The sequence below is a fragment of the Erwinia sp. JH02 genome, from assembly GCF_013074405.1.
Classification (GTDB): Bacteria; Pseudomonadota; Gammaproteobacteria; order Enterobacterales; family Enterobacteriaceae; genus Erwinia; species Erwinia rhapontici.
The window spans coordinates 1-19,120 of the sequence record NZ_JABANZ010000025.1; the positions used below are offsets into that span (position 1 = coordinate 1).

Annotated in this window: 16 protein-coding genes and 2 pseudogenes; 8 read left to right on the forward strand and 10 right to left on the reverse strand. The window is 48.0% G+C overall.

Annotation, left to right across the window (positions count from 1 at the left end; genetic code table 11):
* Nucleotides 1-344: 344 nt before the first annotated feature.
* Entirely contained in the window at nucleotides 345-1,124 is a 780-nt protein-coding gene (locus HHI26_RS25085) for a DUF4145 domain-containing protein (protein ID WP_171149972.1), read from the reverse strand.
* Between the two features lie 474 nt (nucleotides 1,125-1,598).
* Nucleotides 1,599-1,801, reverse strand: a pseudogene (locus tag HHI26_RS25585) (integrase); the annotation flags it as partial.
* 645 nt (nucleotides 1,802-2,446) lie between these two features.
* Here HHI26_RS25585 and HHI26_RS25095 point away from each other — a divergent pair.
* The gene (locus HHI26_RS25095) at nucleotides 2,447-4,054 is read left to right on the forward strand and encodes a colicin-like bacteriocin tRNase domain-containing protein (RefSeq protein ID WP_171149973.1); all 1,608 of its coding nucleotides are present in this window, start codon (nucleotides 2,447-2,449) and stop codon (nucleotides 4,052-4,054) included.
* Nucleotides 4,054-4,314: a bacteriocin immunity protein gene (locus HHI26_RS25100; protein WP_171149985.1), complete on the forward strand. Its 261-nt coding sequence runs from the start codon at nucleotides 4,054-4,056 to the stop codon at nucleotides 4,312-4,314. The genes HHI26_RS25095 and HHI26_RS25100 overlap by 1 nt, the downstream gene beginning before the upstream one ends.
* Before the next feature lie 497 nt (nucleotides 4,315-4,811).
* On the opposite strand, the gene HHI26_RS25105 is transcribed toward HHI26_RS25100, so the two are convergent.
* On the reverse strand, nucleotides 4,812-5,783 hold the full coding sequence (locus HHI26_RS25105; RefSeq protein ID WP_171149974.1) for a ParB family protein: 972 nt from the start codon (nucleotides 5,781-5,783) through the stop codon (nucleotides 4,812-4,814).
* Nucleotides 5,784-5,791: 8 nt separating this feature from the next.
* Nucleotides 5,792-6,991, reverse strand: a complete 1,200-nt coding sequence (locus HHI26_RS25110) for an AAA family ATPase (protein ID WP_171149975.1) — start codon at nucleotides 6,989-6,991, stop codon at nucleotides 5,792-5,794.
* A 531-nt stretch (nucleotides 6,992-7,522) separates the two neighbouring features.
* Between HHI26_RS25110 and repE the strand changes: the two genes are divergently transcribed.
* Both repE and HHI26_RS25120 read left to right on the forward strand, forming a co-directional pair.
* The gene (repE, locus tag HHI26_RS25115) at nucleotides 7,523-8,266 is read left to right on the forward strand and encodes a replication initiation protein RepE (protein ID WP_171149976.1); all 744 of its coding nucleotides are present in this window, start codon (nucleotides 7,523-7,525) and stop codon (nucleotides 8,264-8,266) included.
* 856 nt (nucleotides 8,267-9,122) lie between these two features.
* On the forward strand, nucleotides 9,123-9,782 hold the full coding sequence (locus HHI26_RS25120; protein ID WP_171149977.1) for a hypothetical protein: 660 nt from the start codon (nucleotides 9,123-9,125) through the stop codon (nucleotides 9,780-9,782).
* Nucleotides 9,783-9,791: 9 nt separating this feature from the next.
* On the opposite strand, the gene HHI26_RS25125 is transcribed toward HHI26_RS25120, so the two are convergent.
* The gene (locus tag HHI26_RS25125; RefSeq protein WP_171149986.1) at nucleotides 9,792-10,532 is read right to left on the reverse strand and encodes a site-specific integrase; all 741 of its coding nucleotides are present in this window, start codon (nucleotides 10,530-10,532) and stop codon (nucleotides 9,792-9,794) included.
* Between the two features lie 861 nt (nucleotides 10,533-11,393).
* Nucleotides 11,394-12,293, reverse strand: coding sequence for a GGDEF domain-containing protein (locus tag HHI26_RS25130; protein WP_171149978.1), 900 nt, complete (start codon nucleotides 12,291-12,293; stop codon nucleotides 11,394-11,396).
* Between the two features lie 519 nt (nucleotides 12,294-12,812).
* On the opposite strand from HHI26_RS25130, the gene HHI26_RS25135 reads away from it, so the two are divergent.
* Entirely contained in the window at nucleotides 12,813-13,472 is a 660-nt protein-coding gene (locus HHI26_RS25135; protein WP_171149979.1) for a YetF domain-containing protein, read from the forward strand.
* A gap of 385 nt (nucleotides 13,473-13,857) precedes the next feature.
* Nucleotides 13,858-14,118: pseudogene (locus HHI26_RS25140) on the forward strand (integrase core domain-containing protein); the annotation flags it as partial.
* Between the two features lie 204 nt (nucleotides 14,119-14,322).
* Here HHI26_RS25140 and HHI26_RS25145 read toward each other — a convergent pair.
* From HHI26_RS25145 to HHI26_RS25160, 4 genes are all read right to left on the reverse strand, one after another.
* Nucleotides 14,323-14,523, reverse strand: coding sequence for a hypothetical protein (locus tag HHI26_RS25145; protein WP_171149980.1), 201 nt, complete (start codon nucleotides 14,521-14,523; stop codon nucleotides 14,323-14,325).
* A 99-nt stretch (nucleotides 14,524-14,622) separates the two neighbouring features.
* Nucleotides 14,623-15,117, reverse strand: coding sequence for a MarR family transcriptional regulator (locus tag HHI26_RS25150; RefSeq protein WP_171149981.1), 495 nt, complete (start codon nucleotides 15,115-15,117; stop codon nucleotides 14,623-14,625).
* Between the two features lie 281 nt (nucleotides 15,118-15,398).
* The gene (locus HHI26_RS25155; RefSeq protein ID WP_241008361.1) at nucleotides 15,399-15,626 is read right to left on the reverse strand and encodes a hypothetical protein; all 228 of its coding nucleotides are present in this window, start codon (nucleotides 15,624-15,626) and stop codon (nucleotides 15,399-15,401) included.
* A gap of 83 nt (nucleotides 15,627-15,709) precedes the next feature.
* A complete protein-coding gene (locus HHI26_RS25160) occupies nucleotides 15,710-17,254 on the reverse strand; it encodes a methyl-accepting chemotaxis protein (protein WP_171149983.1) in 1,545 nt (514 codons plus the stop codon).
* 1,059 nt (nucleotides 17,255-18,313) lie between these two features.
* Between HHI26_RS25160 and HHI26_RS25165 the strand changes: the two genes are divergently transcribed.
* Together HHI26_RS25165 and HHI26_RS25170 are read left to right on the forward strand one after the other, a co-directional pair.
* Nucleotides 18,314-18,565, forward strand: coding sequence for a type II toxin-antitoxin system Phd/YefM family antitoxin (locus tag HHI26_RS25165; RefSeq protein ID WP_205945805.1), 252 nt, complete (start codon nucleotides 18,314-18,316; stop codon nucleotides 18,563-18,565).
* Nucleotides 18,565-18,888 carry a type II toxin-antitoxin system RelE/ParE family toxin gene (locus tag HHI26_RS25170; RefSeq protein WP_171149984.1) on the forward strand — a complete coding sequence of 108 codons (324 nt, stop codon included), beginning with the start codon at nucleotides 18,565-18,567 and terminating at the stop codon, nucleotides 18,886-18,888. Before HHI26_RS25165 ends, HHI26_RS25170 begins: the two co-directional genes overlap by 1 nt.
* Nucleotides 18,889-19,120: the final 232 nt, after the last annotated feature.

The following is a 19,120-nucleotide window of genomic DNA, read 5'->3' on the forward strand; positions in this document are numbered from 1 at the left end:
GTCCGGTGAGCCGTTATTTCCCACGCAGGCATTGTATGCCCCCATTGCATGATCGCCACGGAACAGGGCATTCCAGTTCAGCTGCGCCGGACGTGATCCTCCCCCAGTAACTGTCGTTGAATCAGTTATTTACTTTCCTTTTCTGAAAAAATTCTGCTTTTTCGCTACCTGAGCGATGTCTAAAAAAATTATCTCTCGAGATGAAGGCTTGGGGCAGATCGGGGTCATGTATTAGATACAGTATAATCACCTCCGGTTCTGTCCTTTTCCGTGTCCTTGCGTAAACCGGCAGTCTTTAATCTCCAGCAAAGTCAGATCATTTCCGAATTCCACGCGGTCCTGCGTCAGGTTGGTGTCTTGCCGTCTGCAGGTTTAGCAAGCGGAGCATAGGCTTTGCTGAGGGTCGCAACAATCGCCGGCACGGCGGACACAGGACGGTAGATCTGCTGAATAAGATCATCAAGAACGGTGCAGTCCCCCTCAATATGCGACTGTCTTATTCGCCTGTCGCTATGGCTGCCCTGGTTGCCCAGCCACTTCAACGCCATAAACGCATCTCCGTAGCCGCCCAGAATGGCCGGGTGAACGTCAATACGACGGTGCAGCGTCAGAGTGAGCGGATCTTTCCCGATGCGAGTCACTTCCCGCGGCACCTTCAGTTCATCGAGCAGCATTTCCAGCACGGTTCTCATGGTGTTAATGGCAGCAGACGGGTGAGCGGCCAGCAGGGCCGAGATTTCTTTCAGCTGCTGCCGGACAGGATCCGGGCAGTCTGCTCGCGGAATGAATACGGGCAGCGGCGGATGGAACGTGCTGGCCCGGAATCGCTCCACGAAATTTAATGTGTCCGATTCATAATCCATATCGCAATCCACCCACCCTTTGCCCGTAATCGCAACCGCTTCCATGCAGGCTTTGCGACTGCAGCGCAGCAGGCAACTGAATACCATTTCATAATGATCGTACTCAAACCAGACTTCTCCCTTGCTCAACCTCGTCTCACTGGTTTCTTCCTTAAAAAAACTGCCCGGTACTATTTCAAGCGATTCGTTATAGCAGGTAGGGCATCGCCAGTGCGGGATCGTGTCTTCAGTAAATGCTGTATGGAGAAGCGGACTGCTCATGGTGGCGTGTCTTCTATTAAAAGTGGTGACCGATACATGATACACAATTCGGGTATTGCACCGACAGCGCAGCGCTCGCCGCAGTGCGGACAGACATTTTCGTCTGTCTGCGTGAGGGAGCGCAAAGCCTGCCCGTCGTGCAGAGAGTACGGTCACGTGGGTCCCGGAATAAGCAAACTTCAGGTGTTTCCCATAAAGGGCGGCGGTACACCCCGAAAATGTGGCGCAGCTAAAAACTTCATACCGGAGATTTCGTAAACGAAATCGTTCCCCGGCCCCCCCCTAAATCTCCGTGTCGAGCTCCTCCTGCCTTCTTTTATACTTTTCACGCCGGATAACATTACGTAACACCGACATTGCTGAGACGTGCCCGGCGTCAAGTTCGGATTCCGGAAAACCACTGAGCCTGCGCAGTTCGAAGGCCAGCTCCTCCCGGGACAGCCGCCCGTGACGGCGCGTACGGCTGACAGCGGTGCGCTGCTTCAGGGTGTGGAGCACAACGAAAGGCGAGAGGGCGGGCCTGCCGTCCGTATCGACCAGCACGAATTCCTCCGGCGTCAGCGGCAGCACCTCGTTCAGGCGGCCGCCGGTATTCCAGAGCGTTTCGATCAGCAGGCGCTTCTTCTGGTCCGGCTCGTGAGAGAGACCACCTCGAGCGCCAGCAGGTAGCGGGGCATGACGGTATCGTACACGGCGGCCAGATTGTGCAGCGCCACCGCCGCTCCGTAGTCAAAATGGCGTCCGGCGTCCGGTACCGTGCCCGGAATGACGTCGCTGTGTGAATTCGTATAAATAAGACGGGGTGTATGTCCCAATTTTTCATTCTCCGCTGTTTCGGCTTTGGATCTCATTTCCCGCATCTGTCCAGCGAACACGACCGGAGTAAATCAGCGCCCGGCCTTCGCGCCAGTCGGGAAAACCAGACTATTTTCCCGTATACGCAGAATAATCGGGTGCGTCTGCGCACGCACGCGGTGGCCTGGCCGAAACGGGCAGGGAATGACGTACGCTATCACGAGAGTCTTCATGTTGCTGCGGTGCAAAGTCATTGAACGTTGCTGACTTTGCCTAATTATCTGTGGCTTATCATACACCAGCATTCAGGTGAGATTCACTCTCGCTGGCTGCAAGATGCAACCACACAGTCGCAGTGAAGTATTGGTGAGAAGCAGCTGGGCATACGATGCGTCTGCCTCGTTTCTCATAGGCTTGCACAGGCCGTAGAGATTTATATCTCGCCAAAAATGCTACGACTGTGTGCTGATGAAATATCAAACAGAATTTCATCAGCAATATCCGTTAACAGCCCGTAAGGAAAATTTATGAGTGAAGGTAATGATCAGGGTTCAATGACTGTAAGCGCAGGCGGTGGGTCGTCCGGAGTACACTGGGGTGGGGGAAATGGTAACGGAAACGGTGGTGGTAGTTCCGGGAATAAAGGAGACTCTTCAAGTGGTAATGCAGTTGCTGCAATTGCTGTCTTTGGAATGCCAGTCACGATGGTTTCAGTAGAGGGTTTTTGGAACATAACCCTATTCAATACTGCAGCAATTGAAAGCTCCATCAGTGCGGCTCTTACGAGCGTGGAAAAGGGACTGGTTGCATCCCTACCTTATGCAGGGCGCCTACTTGGGGCAGGATTCGCAATCTTAGCTCCGTCAACTATTGCCCCTGATGACAAAAGTTATATTAATCATACATTTACATCAATTCCTGCGGATAAGGTAATGACTGAGTCATTTTCGGCTTTGCCTACACAGCCCGCTACCGTAGCAGTGAGTAAGCGCATCACTGACGATATTCAGGATGAACGTCAACACCTATCCATAACTAAAGTCAGCGGCATAGTACAAAACATACCCTTAGTGCAAGCCAAACCAACCACCCGTTCAGGGGTATTCAATGCTTCAGTTATACCAGGAATGCCAGATATCCGTTTAACAGTTTCATCAGGTAAGCCTGTAACAACTGCACCTTCGAAATCTGTCACTACTGAAAAGACAGAAACCCGGCTTGTTGGTTTTACATCAGGAGCTAACACGTATGATGCTGTGATCCGCTTTCCCCCGGAATACAAAATCGATCCGGTCTATGTTGCAATTACTGGTGTACTTTCGGTTTCTGGTCTAAAAAAACGTCAAGAGGAAGAAAGTCAACGGCAAGAAGAACGGTATGCACTGCATCCAGATGAAGCAGCAGAACGCGATTTTAATCTGGCTTCAAATTCTCTCGATGAAGCAGATCAGGCTGTCATTACCGCTCAAAAAGTTTTGACTGATAAGCTGAATGAACAGCTCGTAGTTGCAAAAAAAATTCCAGAAATTCAAAAAGTCATTGCTAGCCTTGGCGGCGATACTACCAATATGCAGGTATTGAGAGCAATCGCAGAACTGAACCTATGCAGAAAACGACAAAAGGCTCTGCCCGGAGAAATTGAACAGGCAAAACAACTAATCGTAATCGTTATCGAAGCCCGAAAGCAGAAAGAGCAGAAGAAGACTGAAGCTGAAAAGAAACTGAAGAAAGAAAAGAGACGAAATCAACCAGGAAGTGCAACTGGAGAAGGTCAATCTGTTAATGATAAGTGGCTTGAGAATGCATCAAAGGGTCTCGGCGCCCCTGTTCCAAAAGATGTTGCAGATAAACTGAGAAACAGAAAGTTCAACAATTTTGATGAATTCAGAGAGGCTTTCTGGTTAGAAGTATCAAAAAAACCTGAACTTTTAAAGCAATTATCCAAAAGCAACCAAGTTCATATTAAAAAAGGTAGAGCACCATATACTAAAAGTAGTGAACAAGTTGGTGGCCGCCAAGTAAATGAATTACATCATGTAATTCCTATTAGCCAAGACGGAGGTGTGTATGATATGGATAACATAACTGTTACCACCCCAAAATTACATATCAGTATTCATAAAGGGAATAAATGATGAAGTTGAAAAATAGCATTAATGAATACACTGAGCAGGAATTTCTAAAATTGCTCACGGTTATTTGTGAGTCAGATACGGAAACAGAGAGTGAGCATAATCTTCTCGTAGCCCATTTCACAAAAATCACAGAGCATCCAAGTGGAAGTGATCTCATTTACTTCCCAGAAGATGGAGCAGATGACTCTCCTGAAGGTATTCTTAACACGGTAAAACAATGGCGGTCAGCAAATGGAAAATTGGGATTTAAAAAACACTAATTAAAATAAAGATTAGGCCGGGTTTACATACTTTTAATCCCGGCCAATCTGAAGGAAGTTTTTAAATTATCTGGTGGTATTAATAGCTAATTTCGTAACTGAGTATTATTAAAATAATCGCGGATGCTATTGAGAATGAGTTATTGTAAACAGGGAGAATAAATCCACCATATGGATTTATCTAAAAGCAGACCTCACAGGAAATGAGCAGTACCGAACATTTATCATTACAGTAACATGTGAGTGAAAAATTACGATACCTTTCTCAGTGAGAGTAAATATTGCAGCATTATTACCTTCCCCAGTAACATCCCTAAACGGTTAGAGACATAAAGTACGGCCAGACAATCACACGCGATTGAGTATATATTCATAATGATTTTACGGGATGCTTTAGATGCTAGATCTGTTCTTTGCATAGGAGATTTCACCTTGAAATCTCCATATAAAAAATCAGTAAATCATAGGGTTAAACATGAAAAATGGCTGGAGAACATCTACTTATTCAGATGAGTAGCCAGTACTTTTTCAATGGCATCATCCAGTGCACTCTGAACGTCAGGTGCCAGGCGGTTGAATTCATAGCTGAACGTCCGCCCTTTTGTCTTCTTGCGTGCAAATCGGTTTTTATCACTAAACTGCCATAATGTCGTGGTAACCGTCTTATCCCTTGATGAAGGTGTGCCCATAACCAGTGCTTCTTTACGGATTTCCGCAATCAGTTTGTTTTTAACTTCATCATCAGCAAGTGACTCATCGGTACGGATCTCTTTCAGCACATCAGCGAGGTTTGAAAGAAGCTCTGCCTGACCGACTCCTTTACCCGCGAGGAGTTCTTCTGTAGCCAGCAGCGTTTTATAGTCGGAAAATGACAGAACCGCATGTACCGGAAACACGGACAGGAGATCGGTTGAAACGCTCGCCGCCTGGAGCGCACGGGTCACCGTAGCCTGGGAAAGGTTTTCAGATTCTGCAATTTCTTTCTGAGACAACCCGGAGGACTTCAGAGTTTGTAAACGAAGACCCACCTCACGAATATTATGTTCACGTGCAGTCTGAATGTCCTTCGCCAGTGCGCGTGCCTCTGCCGGAGTCAGGGTATCGTCAGTAACAAGGACATCCAGACCACACCTGATAATCAACGCAGATGCACGGCGGCGTGAGCCATCGAGAATCTCAATTCCCTGTTCATTACGAGTGCCAATGGCCGGGAAAAATTGCTGTAGTCCAAGAGTTCGTGTGATGTCCTTCAGTGATTCCGGTGTCAGAGCAGACTGGTCACGACCGTTGTTTTCCTGCACCACGTACGTTGTCGCTTCAACGTCGGATGCGGATACTGTTGTTCGGGTAAAGAGGACTTTTCTGCCAGAGGACAGGGTGAAAATCTGCTGAAACTCTTCGGCTGATTCTTCGCTTCTCAGGACAGGTGCACTGAACGTTCGTCCAATCGTGTGGCGTGGTTTACTCATCTTAAACCTCAGTTAATCCGTAAAAATTCAAGTCGGTCAAACGCTGCTTTGGCAAAGTCTTCAGCTGCAGAACGTGCGTTTTTAAGCGCCTCACTACTGCCCACATAGGTGGAGGGGTTAGCTGAAATTACCGTATCAAAGGACTCTCCACACCGTTCAAAACCATCAAGACGCGGAAGAGCTGCATCAAGCATGTCACCGCCAAATATCTCTTTAGCCAGGCTGTGGCACATTTTGTGATCCGCCTTATTGGACAGCTTTGACATGAAGCCAATATTAGCCCGCAGGCGACATTCACACCCTGACGACTCGATAATGCTCACAAGCTCAGGTAACCTGGTCAGGTATTTAAGCGTGGAGTGAAAGTCAACCTGGGCAGGGGGAACTGGCGTCATCAACACATCGGCTGCGGCAATCGCATTATTCAGGAATGCATCAAGATGAGGACCGCTGTCGATAAAGATCAGGTCATAGTCGGTCTTCAGTTTGTTGATGATATTGTCGCGCAGAACGGCGTGCGGATTCTGGCCTGGGAGATGTTCGCGGCACAGCGATTCCCATCCTGATGCGATAAATGCATCGTCGATTGAGGCAGGGATCACATCAACACCGGGTACAACGGACTGCACTACAAACTCATTCAGAAGCTCTTCACGGGACACGTTCTGAAGCATTGCCTGCGCGGAGGTTGTCTCCACCATGCCCACGGCTCTGGTGTGATTAAGAAACATTGTTGCCGAAGACTGCGGGTCAAGATCCACAACCAGAATGCGCAGATCCTCAAAAAGAAGATGCGGATGAGCACGCATACCATGAGCCAGTGAGACGGTTGAAACGGTCTTCGATACACCCCCTTTGAGATTCCCGACAAATACCGTTAATGCTTCAGAATGCCTGTCACGATATTTTGGAACACCCCGGTGATGGTATATATCAATGATGTTCTGGATATTCATGGCATATTTTGTTGAAGAGCCTGCTGAGCGTTTATCAAAGATATAGCCATTTTCCTCCATTTCACTGACTGCGTAGTCGACGTTAGCACGTGTCAGCTTAGGGAGCTTTGACAGTGCTGCTTTTGCGTAAACCTGGAAGTAAACGTCTTCGTGCAGTTCCTGTTTCTGTGCCTGGATCTGCTCTGTCAGGGCGTTCAGCATTTTACCTGCACGAACCGCTATCTTTTCAGACTGATGTGATGCAGCACTCATAAAATAAGCCTTTTATGTAGAATATCGACATTAACGCAATAATCCTGCATGTAGAATTAAAAATCAACATAAATGCGGAAAATATGTTCACAGTGGCGTAACGGGTTGAACCGCTCGTATTATCCATTTCTGATGGTGAAGTGTTCTGAAGACTAACCGGAGAAAGGGCCATAAATTTTTTATGGCCCTTTCTCCGGTTGAACAAGCCGCAGGCGCGTTAGTGGTTGTGTCAACTGGGAAGTTATCCACATATACAGACCTTATTTTTAAAGAGATCTTTTTATATTGTTTTTAAAACCTTTTTAGGGCCTCCTGAGGCCAGGGCTGACGCGGCCTGACAGCGTGCCCGAGTGACAAAATGCCCTGATACTGTGACACTCTGCCCTCAATTCGGGGGTTTACTGTGACAGTTAGCCCTCAAACCTGTGACAAACTGCCCTGAAAAATCAGTAAAAACACAGAGTTATTGACAAGAGTTTTTTGCCGTGACAACCTGACTGCATGTCACAACTGCGGAGCATACGACACCCGATGACCTCAGAAATATTAGTCGCTGATAAACCCCGGAAAGTGGGACAGCGCATCGTACAGTCAAACGAATTGACTGAGGCTGCCTACAGCCTTTCAAGGGATCAGAAACGTATGCTCTATCTGTTTGTCGATCAGATCCGCAGGACAGAAACACCTGGCAGTGAGGATTTTCATGACGGCAAGTGCGAAATTGCCGTCTCGCATTATGCGAAAACCTTCGGACTGACCTCGGCTGAGGCGAGTAAGGATATCCGAAACGCCCTGAAAAACTTCGTCGGGAAAGAGGTTGTGTTCTACAAACCAGAGGAAGATCTGGGTGATGAGAAGGGATACGAGTCTTTTCCCTGGTTCATCAAGCGCGCACACAGCCCGGCAAGGGGCGTATACAGCGTCCACCTTAATCCTTACCTTATCCCTTACTTCGTCGGATTACAGAATCGGTTCACTCAGTTCCGCCTGGGAGAAACCCGCGAGATAACCAGCCCTTATGCCATGCGCCTGTATGAATCTCTGTGTCAGTACAGAGGGAATCTGACGTATGGAACCGTTATTCTCGGGATAGAGTGGATGATTGAACGCTACCAGCTGCCACAAAGCTACACCCGTATGCCTGATTTTCGTCGTCGTTTTCTGGTGCCAGTTGTGGACGAGATTAATCGTCGTACCCCGCTAAGCGTCAGTTATGTTGAAAAAAAATCAGGACGGCTGACAACGCACGTTGTTTTTTCGTTCACTGAAGTGTGACATCCGGCCCTCTGGTTTATCAGCGCTGTCGCAACCCCCTGACAGTCCGTGCACTTGCCACGGTAATTGAGATCTCATTCCCCTGACTGTTCCTCTCCGGTGCTTCCCGTTCCCAGGGCAGATTGTCACATCTGATGGAACGACAATTGCCATTACCACTTTTGATTGCCTGAAACGTTCACCCGCGGTCTGACACTCTTGTGTTCTGGTACTGAGGGCTGTTTGTCACACCCGCTGACAGAATTGGCCAGTTAAAGGGCAGATTGTCACGCATGCCCATTGTTCACTGAGAAGAAGAGGGCAAATTGTCACATAAATCTTTGTTGAGGAACGCTGAGCCGTTCTGAGCATCCTGTCTCAGTACGCTCAGTTAACCTATACGCGATGTGCAGCGTTATTCGCCATCAAGCCATTTCCTGTCCTCTGACCTGCGCTGAGGGCAGATCGTCACACCATGAAGGGCGCCAGTATTCAGGGCAGATTGTCACACTTTTCGCTGACCCAATATCCGGGGCAGATGGTCACACCAGTGATTCAGTAAGTACGGCGAGAATTTATCATGCAGGCTCTGCGCTCTGAGGGTGATTTGTCACCCTTTAAAGGCATAATAAGGAGTGACGGTGTCACTCCTTATCGAGGGTGATTTGTCACGTTTACATTATCTGCACTGGTACTGATGCCTCTATAAAGATAATGAGGGCAGATTGTCACAGCCCTTAACTCGCCGATACCTGTGGTTGAGCACCGTTGAGGGCAGTCTGTCACAGATTAATCAAACCGGTTGTTGTCAGGATAGTCCCCGGATGAAAGAGAAGGGAAACGACACCGGTCATCACATCAAAAGGAAATAAGGGCAATGGAACCGACGGTCATCATAACGCCTCTGGTTACGCTCGCAGGGGTATGGCTGGGTGCACGCTACACGCTGCGCAATGAAATCATAAAGAAGTCCATTGAACTACGGGCAGGCCGTATTGAGCAGCTGGCGGCAGAGTGCGAAGAATGCCTGACGGGGCTTATTAATCATGTAGGTATGCTCGCCAGAATGCTGGATTCAGAGTTCACCATAGTCCGCACGCTGAACAGCCCCAGAAAAGGCGTTGTCGCTGTCGGTGAGTTAAATGAACTGGCTACGAGGCTTGAGGGAAGCCCGTGGAAGCTGGACGCTGACAGGTTGAGTCAGTGCCGGCAGAAACTGGCCTTTCACCGTTCAGACGATCTTTATCTCTGGGCGGGAACGGAGGGTAAGGCGCTGAAAGATATCAATCAGTTTTTTATGGTTACCATGCCGGGAGAGCAGGTCAGAGACATGCGGAGCGTGGAGAGATCGAAAGAGGAGGCCCTGGCGTTCGCAGGGCAGCTGCGTCTGTACGTACGTGAAATCGATTCGTTAAGAAATACGCTGTCCGACAGCCTGGCACGGGAATACCATCAGCTGACGCGCCCCGCTGAACCCGCCACCTTACGCCGGTGCTTCCGCTCTGCTGTAAACCGCCTGCGGCACTTCTTCTCGTGAGCCGGAGAACTACGGCGCGGGGGGCAGGGAGCGCAGCACCGCCGCCGCATCAGGGCCATCGCCGGTGAACGTTACCGCCAGCGATCCGGCGAGCTCAAGTGCAAACACCCGGGTATAGACCTCAATCGAGCGCGCATCCTTGTGGCCAGCGAGTGACTGGATCACCTTCAGCGGCTGCCGGTGGTAAAGCATGTGCATGATGTACGAATGGCGGAACGTATGCGGCGTCACCGGGATGGAAAAATGTACGCCATCGGCCGCTGCCCGGCTGACCGCCGCCTTCAGCCAGTTGCGCATGGTTTCGTCGGTAGCCGACCACAGCGGCTCACGCCGTTTCGGTCGTTCGGTGGCCATCCAGCTAAGAACCTGATGCACATAGCTCCGATCGGTGAGCGGGACCAGGCGTACGGCATCCTTCGGCGGGCGCCCGCGCCGGCTCCGGACCTTTTCTGAGAGTATGCGCACAAACGGTCGCGGGCCATCCAGCACGAACGACTCCGGCTGAAGGCTGCAGGCTTCCCCGATGCGTGCACCGGTGTTCCACAGGGTGCTGAACAGAAAGTGGTGTTTCCGGTCGGGCATGTAGTGGAGGAGGGCGCTCACCTCCGGCGCCAGCAGGTAGAAGGGGGTCACGCCGTTTGACGTTGCCATCCGCCTCAGGGCGATAGCCATCGAAAAATCAACGCCCGGCGCGATGCTGAGGGCACTGATGCGTTCTGGTGAATTCTGCAGGGCAACGGGGTTCATTATCATAAAGTTTTCACGTAGCGCGATCTGCGGGTTTATGCGGTCATTTTCCCGCAGCCGGACGTCTGGTGCCAGCGCAATAAATCGCGCCGGGAGGATCCGTAATTTGGTTTTACCCGCAGTATGGCGGGTAATCCAAAGGCGGTAAAGGAACCTTTTTCGTCCCAAAATGCCATGAACCCTTGCGCGGCGCGGCCTGAGGGGGTGATCGTCCTGTTTGGTATAATTGGGGTAAAGCCAGGCGGGTCGGAAAGTCGCTCCTGGATGAGAGGGGCAGGGCGGATGGCCGGCATCAGATAAGGCCTGTTGCTTTCACGGAAAATGTTCCACCATAATTTGCGAATACCAGCCTCTCTGCTAAAATAATGACGATGCTTAACCGCATCACCTCATTAGAGTCAGTTCGACGAAACAAGGATTTTGCCCGCTTCCCTCTGGCGGGCATTTTTTTATATTCCCTGCGTTATATTATTCATTTGCCCCCGGGGGCAGGATAACATCCTGTCTGTCTCTGTTTGCTCTCTGGCTGAGCGGATATCTCATGAACGGATAACGTCAGCGAAAGTTACTTCCAACCCTTTAATATAATATCCTGTATCTGCGTGAACCGAGAAAATTTTCACCATCAGGTATCCGCGGATGATGGTTAATTTCAGGATGATAAGGCTGAGGCCAGTGAACATTTTTATTCTTATGCGATAAGTTATCTCTGTTATTGGGGAGTTTCAGCGAGGATCTTATCGGCATCCTGTTACGCTTCCTGGCGCTCACAGACAAGGGGCCTGATTTTAATAATGACATTTCTGATTATTTTACGGATAGTTTTTTTTACAGGTTCACACTGCTGGTAAGTGCTTTCTGTAGTCATTCATTATGGGCCATAGAATACGTGATTCTATTCTTCCCATTTCTTTTCGATTTATAGAGTGCTGCGTCTGCTGCAGCAAGACAGGATGACGAGGTCTGATTCACAGTCTTCAGTGCGACGCCGATGCTGACGGTCGTAGGGATGCCATTAGCCGTGCTTAAAGACAGGGACTGTTTTATTCTCTCTGCGAGAATGTTGATCGCCGAACCTTCTCTGATTACTATGGCAAACTCCTCGCCACCTGAACGGGAAACGAAAATATTTTCGCATGAAATTTTCTTTAACATCAGGCCGGTATTTTTAAGGACTTTGTCACCCATCTCATGACCATAATTGTCGTTTATGGTTTTAAAGTTATCAATATCTATAATGCATATTGCCCCTGATTTATCCTCCAGCTCTCTGAGTTTGACGTTTAAATACCTCCTGTTGGGCAGCCCGGTCAGTTCATCTGTTAATGAGAGATCTACTACAGATTTGTACCTCATATTTACATAAGATATGAAACTGTTGAAAGAGTAGATGATAAGTATCATCGCAGGAACATACAGCAAAGCAGAGAAGAGGGATGTGATGTCGCTATCAATAACCTTCAGCCCGCCGACCAGGGTGATCATGGTGGAATTTAACAGTAAAAAAAGGGCAATGCGGAATGTAATTAAATTTCTTTCATGTAACTGGATTTTAAATGACCTTCTGATGAACCATGTAAGAATGACTATTGTCAACAAATTTAAAACAAAGTAAATATTAATGTTTAATGAGTTAAGTTTTTCTGAACCCAGAAAAAAAACCATGCCTGTGAAAAATATTGTATAAGATATTATGGCTCTGTAAAGAAGACCGCTTACGCTGTCAATCTCATGGATTAATTTATCAGAAATATTCATATTCATATTTTGCCTGTAGAGAATGTGCCGTTATGATTGTAATGTATCAACTTCTACTTTAGAAGGGTTGCTGAAAAGATAAAATTAAGTTTTTTAGTTGGAAATTTTAACATAATGCAGGCTTGTCTATAGCGCGTTACCTTAATTATCACTCGACCTAAAAAACAGCATATGTCGCCATGTGTAAAACTAATAGTATTAAAAACCATTTAATCTCACTATGGAGGATATAATATGCTGTCGTTAGTTAGGTGGTATCCATTCATGAGCCAACCTACAGATGGATATGTTATTATGAGCAGTCTGATACGTTCTTAAAGAGTCGTGAAGGATGACCCACCTGTTATACCTTTACCCGGGAGAATAAAACAGATTATTCATCTGAAGTGTTCTTCGAAGCAAAGATTGTATTGTAAAACACCACTTCATTCTCGCGTTTCTGAAGCTGGTATCATAAAATTGTTATCCGGAGGTTCAGGGTGACGGACCTCCTTTACAAGAATCAGCGACTGGGAGAGGCTTCAGTTGGAATACTACGGACTGGTTTTAGTCAAGTTCATCATTGGGTTTGTGATTGTCATAACTCATCTCAACCTGTCAGGGAAAACACAATTATCCCAGATGACGCCGATAGATTTTATCGGCAATTTCGTACTGGGTGGAATAATAGGAGGCGTAATTTACAGTGATTCTATTCCTTTGTATCAGTATCTGCTTGTACTCCTTATCGGGGTATGTCTGATATCCTTGCTAAATGCGATAAGTAAGCACGTTCATTTTTTCAGAAGTATGGCTATCGGACAGCCAATTCCTATTATTAAGAAAGGCAGGTTTTTGGTTGAGACTATTTCTGATAATAAGAATAAAATTGACATCCTGAATGTGTCATCTCAACTTCATGCGCAGGGCATCCATTCCTTCCAGGAAATTTATTACGCCCAGATTGAACCCAACGGCCAAATAACGGCAGTCTGTGAGGGATCTGAAATGCCCTCAGTTATCATTATGAAAGATGGTAAGGCCAGGAATTATGCACTCAGTGAGATCGAAAAAGATGTTCAGTGGCTTGAGGATGAGCTAAAAAAAGCCTCACTCGATTATGAGGACGTTTTCATAGCAGAATTCTGGAGTGGTCGTTTAACATTCATTCTGAACGATGGGGAGGTATTTAAATTACGATCATAGAATTTTATTCTAGAAATTTCTCAGCTTTCGTTGTCAGCTATAACTAGCCGCCGCATTAGATTTTCCCGCTGTTGTCTTGATAATGTGTCCGGCGAAAGCCCAGCACTATGTTCGTACACCGCTATGGGCTGTTATACCTGTCAACCAAGAAGAACTCCACAGGATTGTCAGCCCGGCAGGTCGCATGCCGGCTCTTATCCTGCCTGCACCATTCATCCTCAGTGCCTGAATGTAAATGCAGGCACTGTGGAGGCTGCCCCAATCGCTGGAGAAGATCAACACGGCGGGTTTGCCATGATTCTCCCTCGCCATTTCCAGCGTTTTGAAGGCGGCTCTGCTATCCGCAGGAATGAAAATGCCCGGTTTAGCTGTATTATCCTGAATAGTGGCAAACCATGGATATCTGCTGAAGATGCGAATGGATAATGGGCCGGAACTGATATCGCTGGCTCTGGCATAATGGGCTGAAGAACACGGAGTAATAAATGGATCTCGGGAAACAACGGAACGCTGGCTGACTGAGTACAATAGCGAGCGACCTCATCAGTCCCTGAATACCCAGACGCCGCAAAAATATCGGCTGATGGCTGAAAGCCCGGAAATCTCAAAACTGCGTGGAACTAAAGGCAGGATACTTACAGCATGAAAGATAATCTTGTTTTTCTGCAGATATTATACTCGCTTTATTTTACATCGTGCTGTCATAATAAACCCTATTATAACCGGCTAGTATAACTTCTGCTGATTCATTGGCAGTAATTTGCCGTGCGGGTCAGGAAGGATAAAGCTTATCTAGATATAAATTTATATGACCACAGGTATTTAATCAAAGGAGTGTAATATTTAACCATCACATAAAAACATTCAAAATCATGCGTTTTGCTTCTGTATATATTTCTCCGTTTTCGGCCAGAGACTCACTTTCCCGCTGATGCAGGGTCGCCAAAATTTTTCCCGCATTCAGTGATTGTCCTGATTTCAGCAAGAATGAAACGGTACGCCCTATCATTGCATGGATCATGTCCATTTTTATCTTATCCTCAGCGTTCAATCAGCATCCCTCAGTTTGCTTACCTGACTGCCTGCGGCAATATTATTTTAACTGAATAGTTGCCTTCAGCGCACGTGGTCTCTTAAAGCGGCATCTCGATCACTGCGAGGCATTGATGAGTTTCTGCCGCAGTGTTGTAACCCGGGAGGTCAGTTCAGACAATTCTTCATACGGTGTATCCATTACTGACACCATATCTGCAGGTACGCCGGCCGCTTTCGTTCTGAGCTCTTGACCCTGCTCCGTCAGCAAAATTAGCACCCTGCGTTCATCGCCTCCAAGATCACGTTTCCTGATGATAAAGCCGGAAATTTCAAGCCTTTTCAAAAGCTGACTTAGCGTACCGGAATCCAGGCAGACACGTGCGCCAATGTCAGAAACAGTGACATTATCTTTTTCCCAAAGTGCCAGCAGAACCAGGTATTGCGGGTAAGTCAGTCCAAGTGGTTTGAGTCGTGACTTATAGAGTTTTGTCATGGCCAGTGAGGCAGAATAAAGGGCAAAGCAGAGAAACTGTTCTACTGTTGCGGGCGCATCTGTAGCTGTGGAAGCATCACCTGCTTCATCATTAACATCATTAACATCAGTAAACATTTAGATTTCGAACCTGATAGCGAACTGGGAGCCTTTCTGCTAATTACGGCAGTTGGGGGTAAAATGTTAGGGGGAATTCGCGCCTTGTCCGGGCTCCCTAAGAGTTTTCTGTCAGTAAAAAGGCATAAGGACGAAAGCTTGTGCTAACGCCCTTATATAATCCCCAGAGTATTGAATCAAGTTTAATTGATGTCAATTTAATTAATCTGAGTACGCCACTTTCTTTGCATAAAAGTTAAGGTGGGGGTAAGTGAGTGTAACATTACTCCCAGCGGGCTGGGTTACTTACTCTGCTTTACAGCGCAGCGCAGGAAGTTGTTCAGTACCTCGATTATGCGACCCACTGCCATCAGGTCTGCCGCCAGCAATAAATCGGTGTGCACCAGCATATCCATCAGTTCAGGGTCGTTCATATGTTCCTGAATACCGGCGTACATGCGTATCAGGTGCACCCAGTTGTTTGCAAAGGTGTCCACGCTCAGGTATTCCCCTTCACTGAGCTGCTCCATAAGAAAATTTACGTCAACTTTAAGCGAAGAGATCCGTGAGAGCAGGTCTGCTGAGGCGGATGATGCCAGAATTTCTGAGGACCTCATACTCGAAAGGTTTCGACCATTCCGCGCAGGGCCTTTGCCTGCGCGGACAGAGATTGCGATGCCGTGGATGATTCCTCCACCAGGGCGGCGTTGCTCTGTGTCACCCCGTCCATCTGACTTACCGCGACGCTGACCTGAGAGATACCCTGCATCTGCTCGGCGGAGGACAGTGAGATGTTGTCCATAGCGTTTGCCAGTTCGCCCACCATACCAACGATTTTCAGTATGCTTTCTCCGGTACCGGTTGCCACTGCCACGCCGTTTTCCACCTGGTTCACAGCCTGCTCAATCAGAGATTTGATGTCCCGCGCTGCGTTAGCGCTGCGTTGTGCCAGCGTTCGCACTTCGCCCGCGACAACGGCAAACCCACGCCCCTCTTCCCCGGCACGCGCAGCCTCAACAGCAGCGTTCAGCGCCAGAATGTTGGTCTGAAAAGCGATACTCTCAATAACGCCGGTGATGTCGCGCACCCTGGCAGCACTGTGGGATATGTCGTTCATCGTCTGCGACATACGCTGTACGTCTTCTTCGCCGCTGCCGGCAAGCGTCGCAGTGGTCCGCGCGGTATCAGCCGTCTGCTGCGCGCCAGCCGCGTTACTTTTCACAGTAGCGGTAAGCTGTTCAATGCTTGCGGCAGTTTCCTGAAGAGCCGCAGCCTGCTGCTCGGTACGCGAAGACAGTTCGGTATTCCCCTGAGATATTTCTTCCGCTGCATTGGCAACGGAAGCTGAAGAATCCCTGATGTCGGATACAAGGCTTCGCAGGCTGGTCTGCATGATGGCAAGTGATGCCAGCAGGCTCCCGTTGTCATCGCGTCGCAACTTGACCGGATAAGTGAGGTCGCCACCGGCGATGGCTGAAGCCAGTGCCTGAGCCTGAGCGGGTTCACCGCCCAACTGGCGCATGAGTATGCGTACGGTCAGGTAACAAGTGATAGCGGCAAGGAGAACTGACAACACGGTTAGCCCAGTCAGAAGTGAGGCCGTCCGTGAGGTGCTGGCACTGTTATCAGCCACTGTGTCGCGGCTCAACTGCATTTGAACGTCGGTCAATTCATTCAGCGCATCCAGGAGTGCCTTCTGTGCCGGACGGGCTGTGGTCAGAAGATATATTGTGGCTTCCTTCGGTTTATTTTCCAGTCCCATTTTTCCAGCGTTCATCAGCGTGGAAAGTGCCGCAGCCTCAGAGGACAATGCACGTTCCAGCGCTGCCTTACCTCGTACAGAAACGTTAGAAGACATGCTATGTTCCAGTTCTTCACGCTTCTGAATATAGGCATCGCGTTGTTTTACCAGACGTTGCCATTCCGGCTGCATTTGCACCGGATCCGATAACAAGGCAAGGTTGCGTACAGCAATCGCCATGTCGCGCGCGCTCCCCCGCATGTCCAGCACCAGCTCGAAACGCTTCATCTTAACATTAACGGTGTCGTTCATGCCGTCACGGGCATGCCAGAGAGCCTGAATGGCAATACCTGTACAAATAACAAACAAAAAAACAAGAAAACCAAAGCCTGCGGTCAGGCGCGTTGAAATTTTCATCAATATTCTCTAGGCAATTTAAGTAGTAGGCATCTATCGGCAGGAATTCCTCAAAACATAAGGGTTGATATAAATTAAATTGAGCACACTATAAATTTTTGCAATAAAAATGATGCCACATGGTAGTGAATCATGGCGATTATTTGGTTTGCTATTCTGCTATATGTATGATTAATAAGAAAATTAATAGTGAATATTTTGAAACAAAAAGTTGAGGAAGTCCTGCGCTGGATCATTTTACTACTAAAGCTGATAAATTAAGGATGGTGTTCAGAGGACATAAAGCAGAGAATTCAGGCATGTGCACGTAACCTCTGAACTGCTCCTTGTTGATTAGTACACCCCGATATTAGTAATTTCATCATATTGATCCGCTCTCCGTATGTGAACCATTCATAATCAGGAATAATCGGCTTCATTCTGGCTGAATATTCTGGCAAACGGCAGATTGATCGGCAAATTTGTAGGGCGTCATCCACCCCAGTGCAGAGGGCACTGCTGCAAAGATCGCAGTGCCAGTAAAAATGGGCTGTCTTTTTTACCCGTGACGCAAATCATGAACGTATTCAAGGGCCGGCATTATCATTTTACTTTGGCCATCCCCTGGGCGAGATGCGTCTGGTGAGCAGAGTTTTTGCAATGTAAGCCTTTATTATGAGGTTGGAGATTTGTGCAACTTCATATCTGCAACAGTGCCCACCATAAAGCGATCAGCCTCAACGATGACCTTGTACGTATGCAATCATTTCCCTAAAGTCGGGTCGCTCAGAGAACTGATATTTTTTGGAAATGAACTGCGTGGTACATGCTGAGGGCATCACACTGGCTTTGTACTAAACCCTACATGTTCAGGCTATTAATTTTGTTGGGAATTTTCCCCGTGCGAAACCTTGAGGCCAGAAAGAAGCTGCGATCGCATTACCCTGAGGGGAAAGGATTATCAGCCAGTCTGAACGGGGCAATTGATTCCTGACACTTTAAAAAAGGTCTTTTATGGGAGCCGAATAAAGAGCTATTATGTGCACTGATTTTGAGTCTGATTTATCATACGGAGGATATATGATCACCGAAAACATCCTTAGCAGAAAAACGGCGTCCATCACCGAGTTCAAGAAGAACCCAACGGCCGCCATGAACGAGTCACATGGTGAGCCTGTTGCCGTGCTCAACCATAACAAACCCGCGTTCTACTGTGTACCGCCGGCCATGTTTGAGCTCATGTTCGAGCACGTAAGCGATTCACTGCTCCTGCAGAAAGCCATTGACAGAGCCAGCGATGATGAGATTGACGTCGACTGGAAAGAGCTCTGATGCCTGAGACATTCAAGGTTACCCTGAAGTTTAAGGCACTCGCCAAAAAAGAATGGGACTCCCTGAATCCATCAATCCGTGAGAAATTTGCAAAGTTACTGAAGAAGCGTGCCGTGTCCTATGAAGCGCTGACGATGCCAGCCAATCGGCTGTCTCTTCAACACAGCTGCTACAAAATTAAACTCAGAAACGACGGATACCGTCTGGCATATACCGTCACCTCAGACGACAAAGGTAATTTCGAAGTCACTGTCACCGTCGTTGCCGTTGACAGGCGTGACGAGATTTATGAAGACCTTCATAAACGTCTTGCCGGGAAATAGCTGTGGTTCCATTGTGGCGCTGCCGTAATCCCAGGTCAGTATGCATGATTAATAGTTCAGCTGTGAATGAAAGTCCGACATTGCGGCCTGTAATCTGCTTTTGTGAAAAAATGGAGGGTACGTCAGGTCCTCTATGAGCTGTGAGTTCAACTGATGGACGCAACACACTTATTGAACCGTTCTGCGGGTGATTCATAATCTAGCGTTTTTCTCGGCCTTTCGTTGAGCTGTC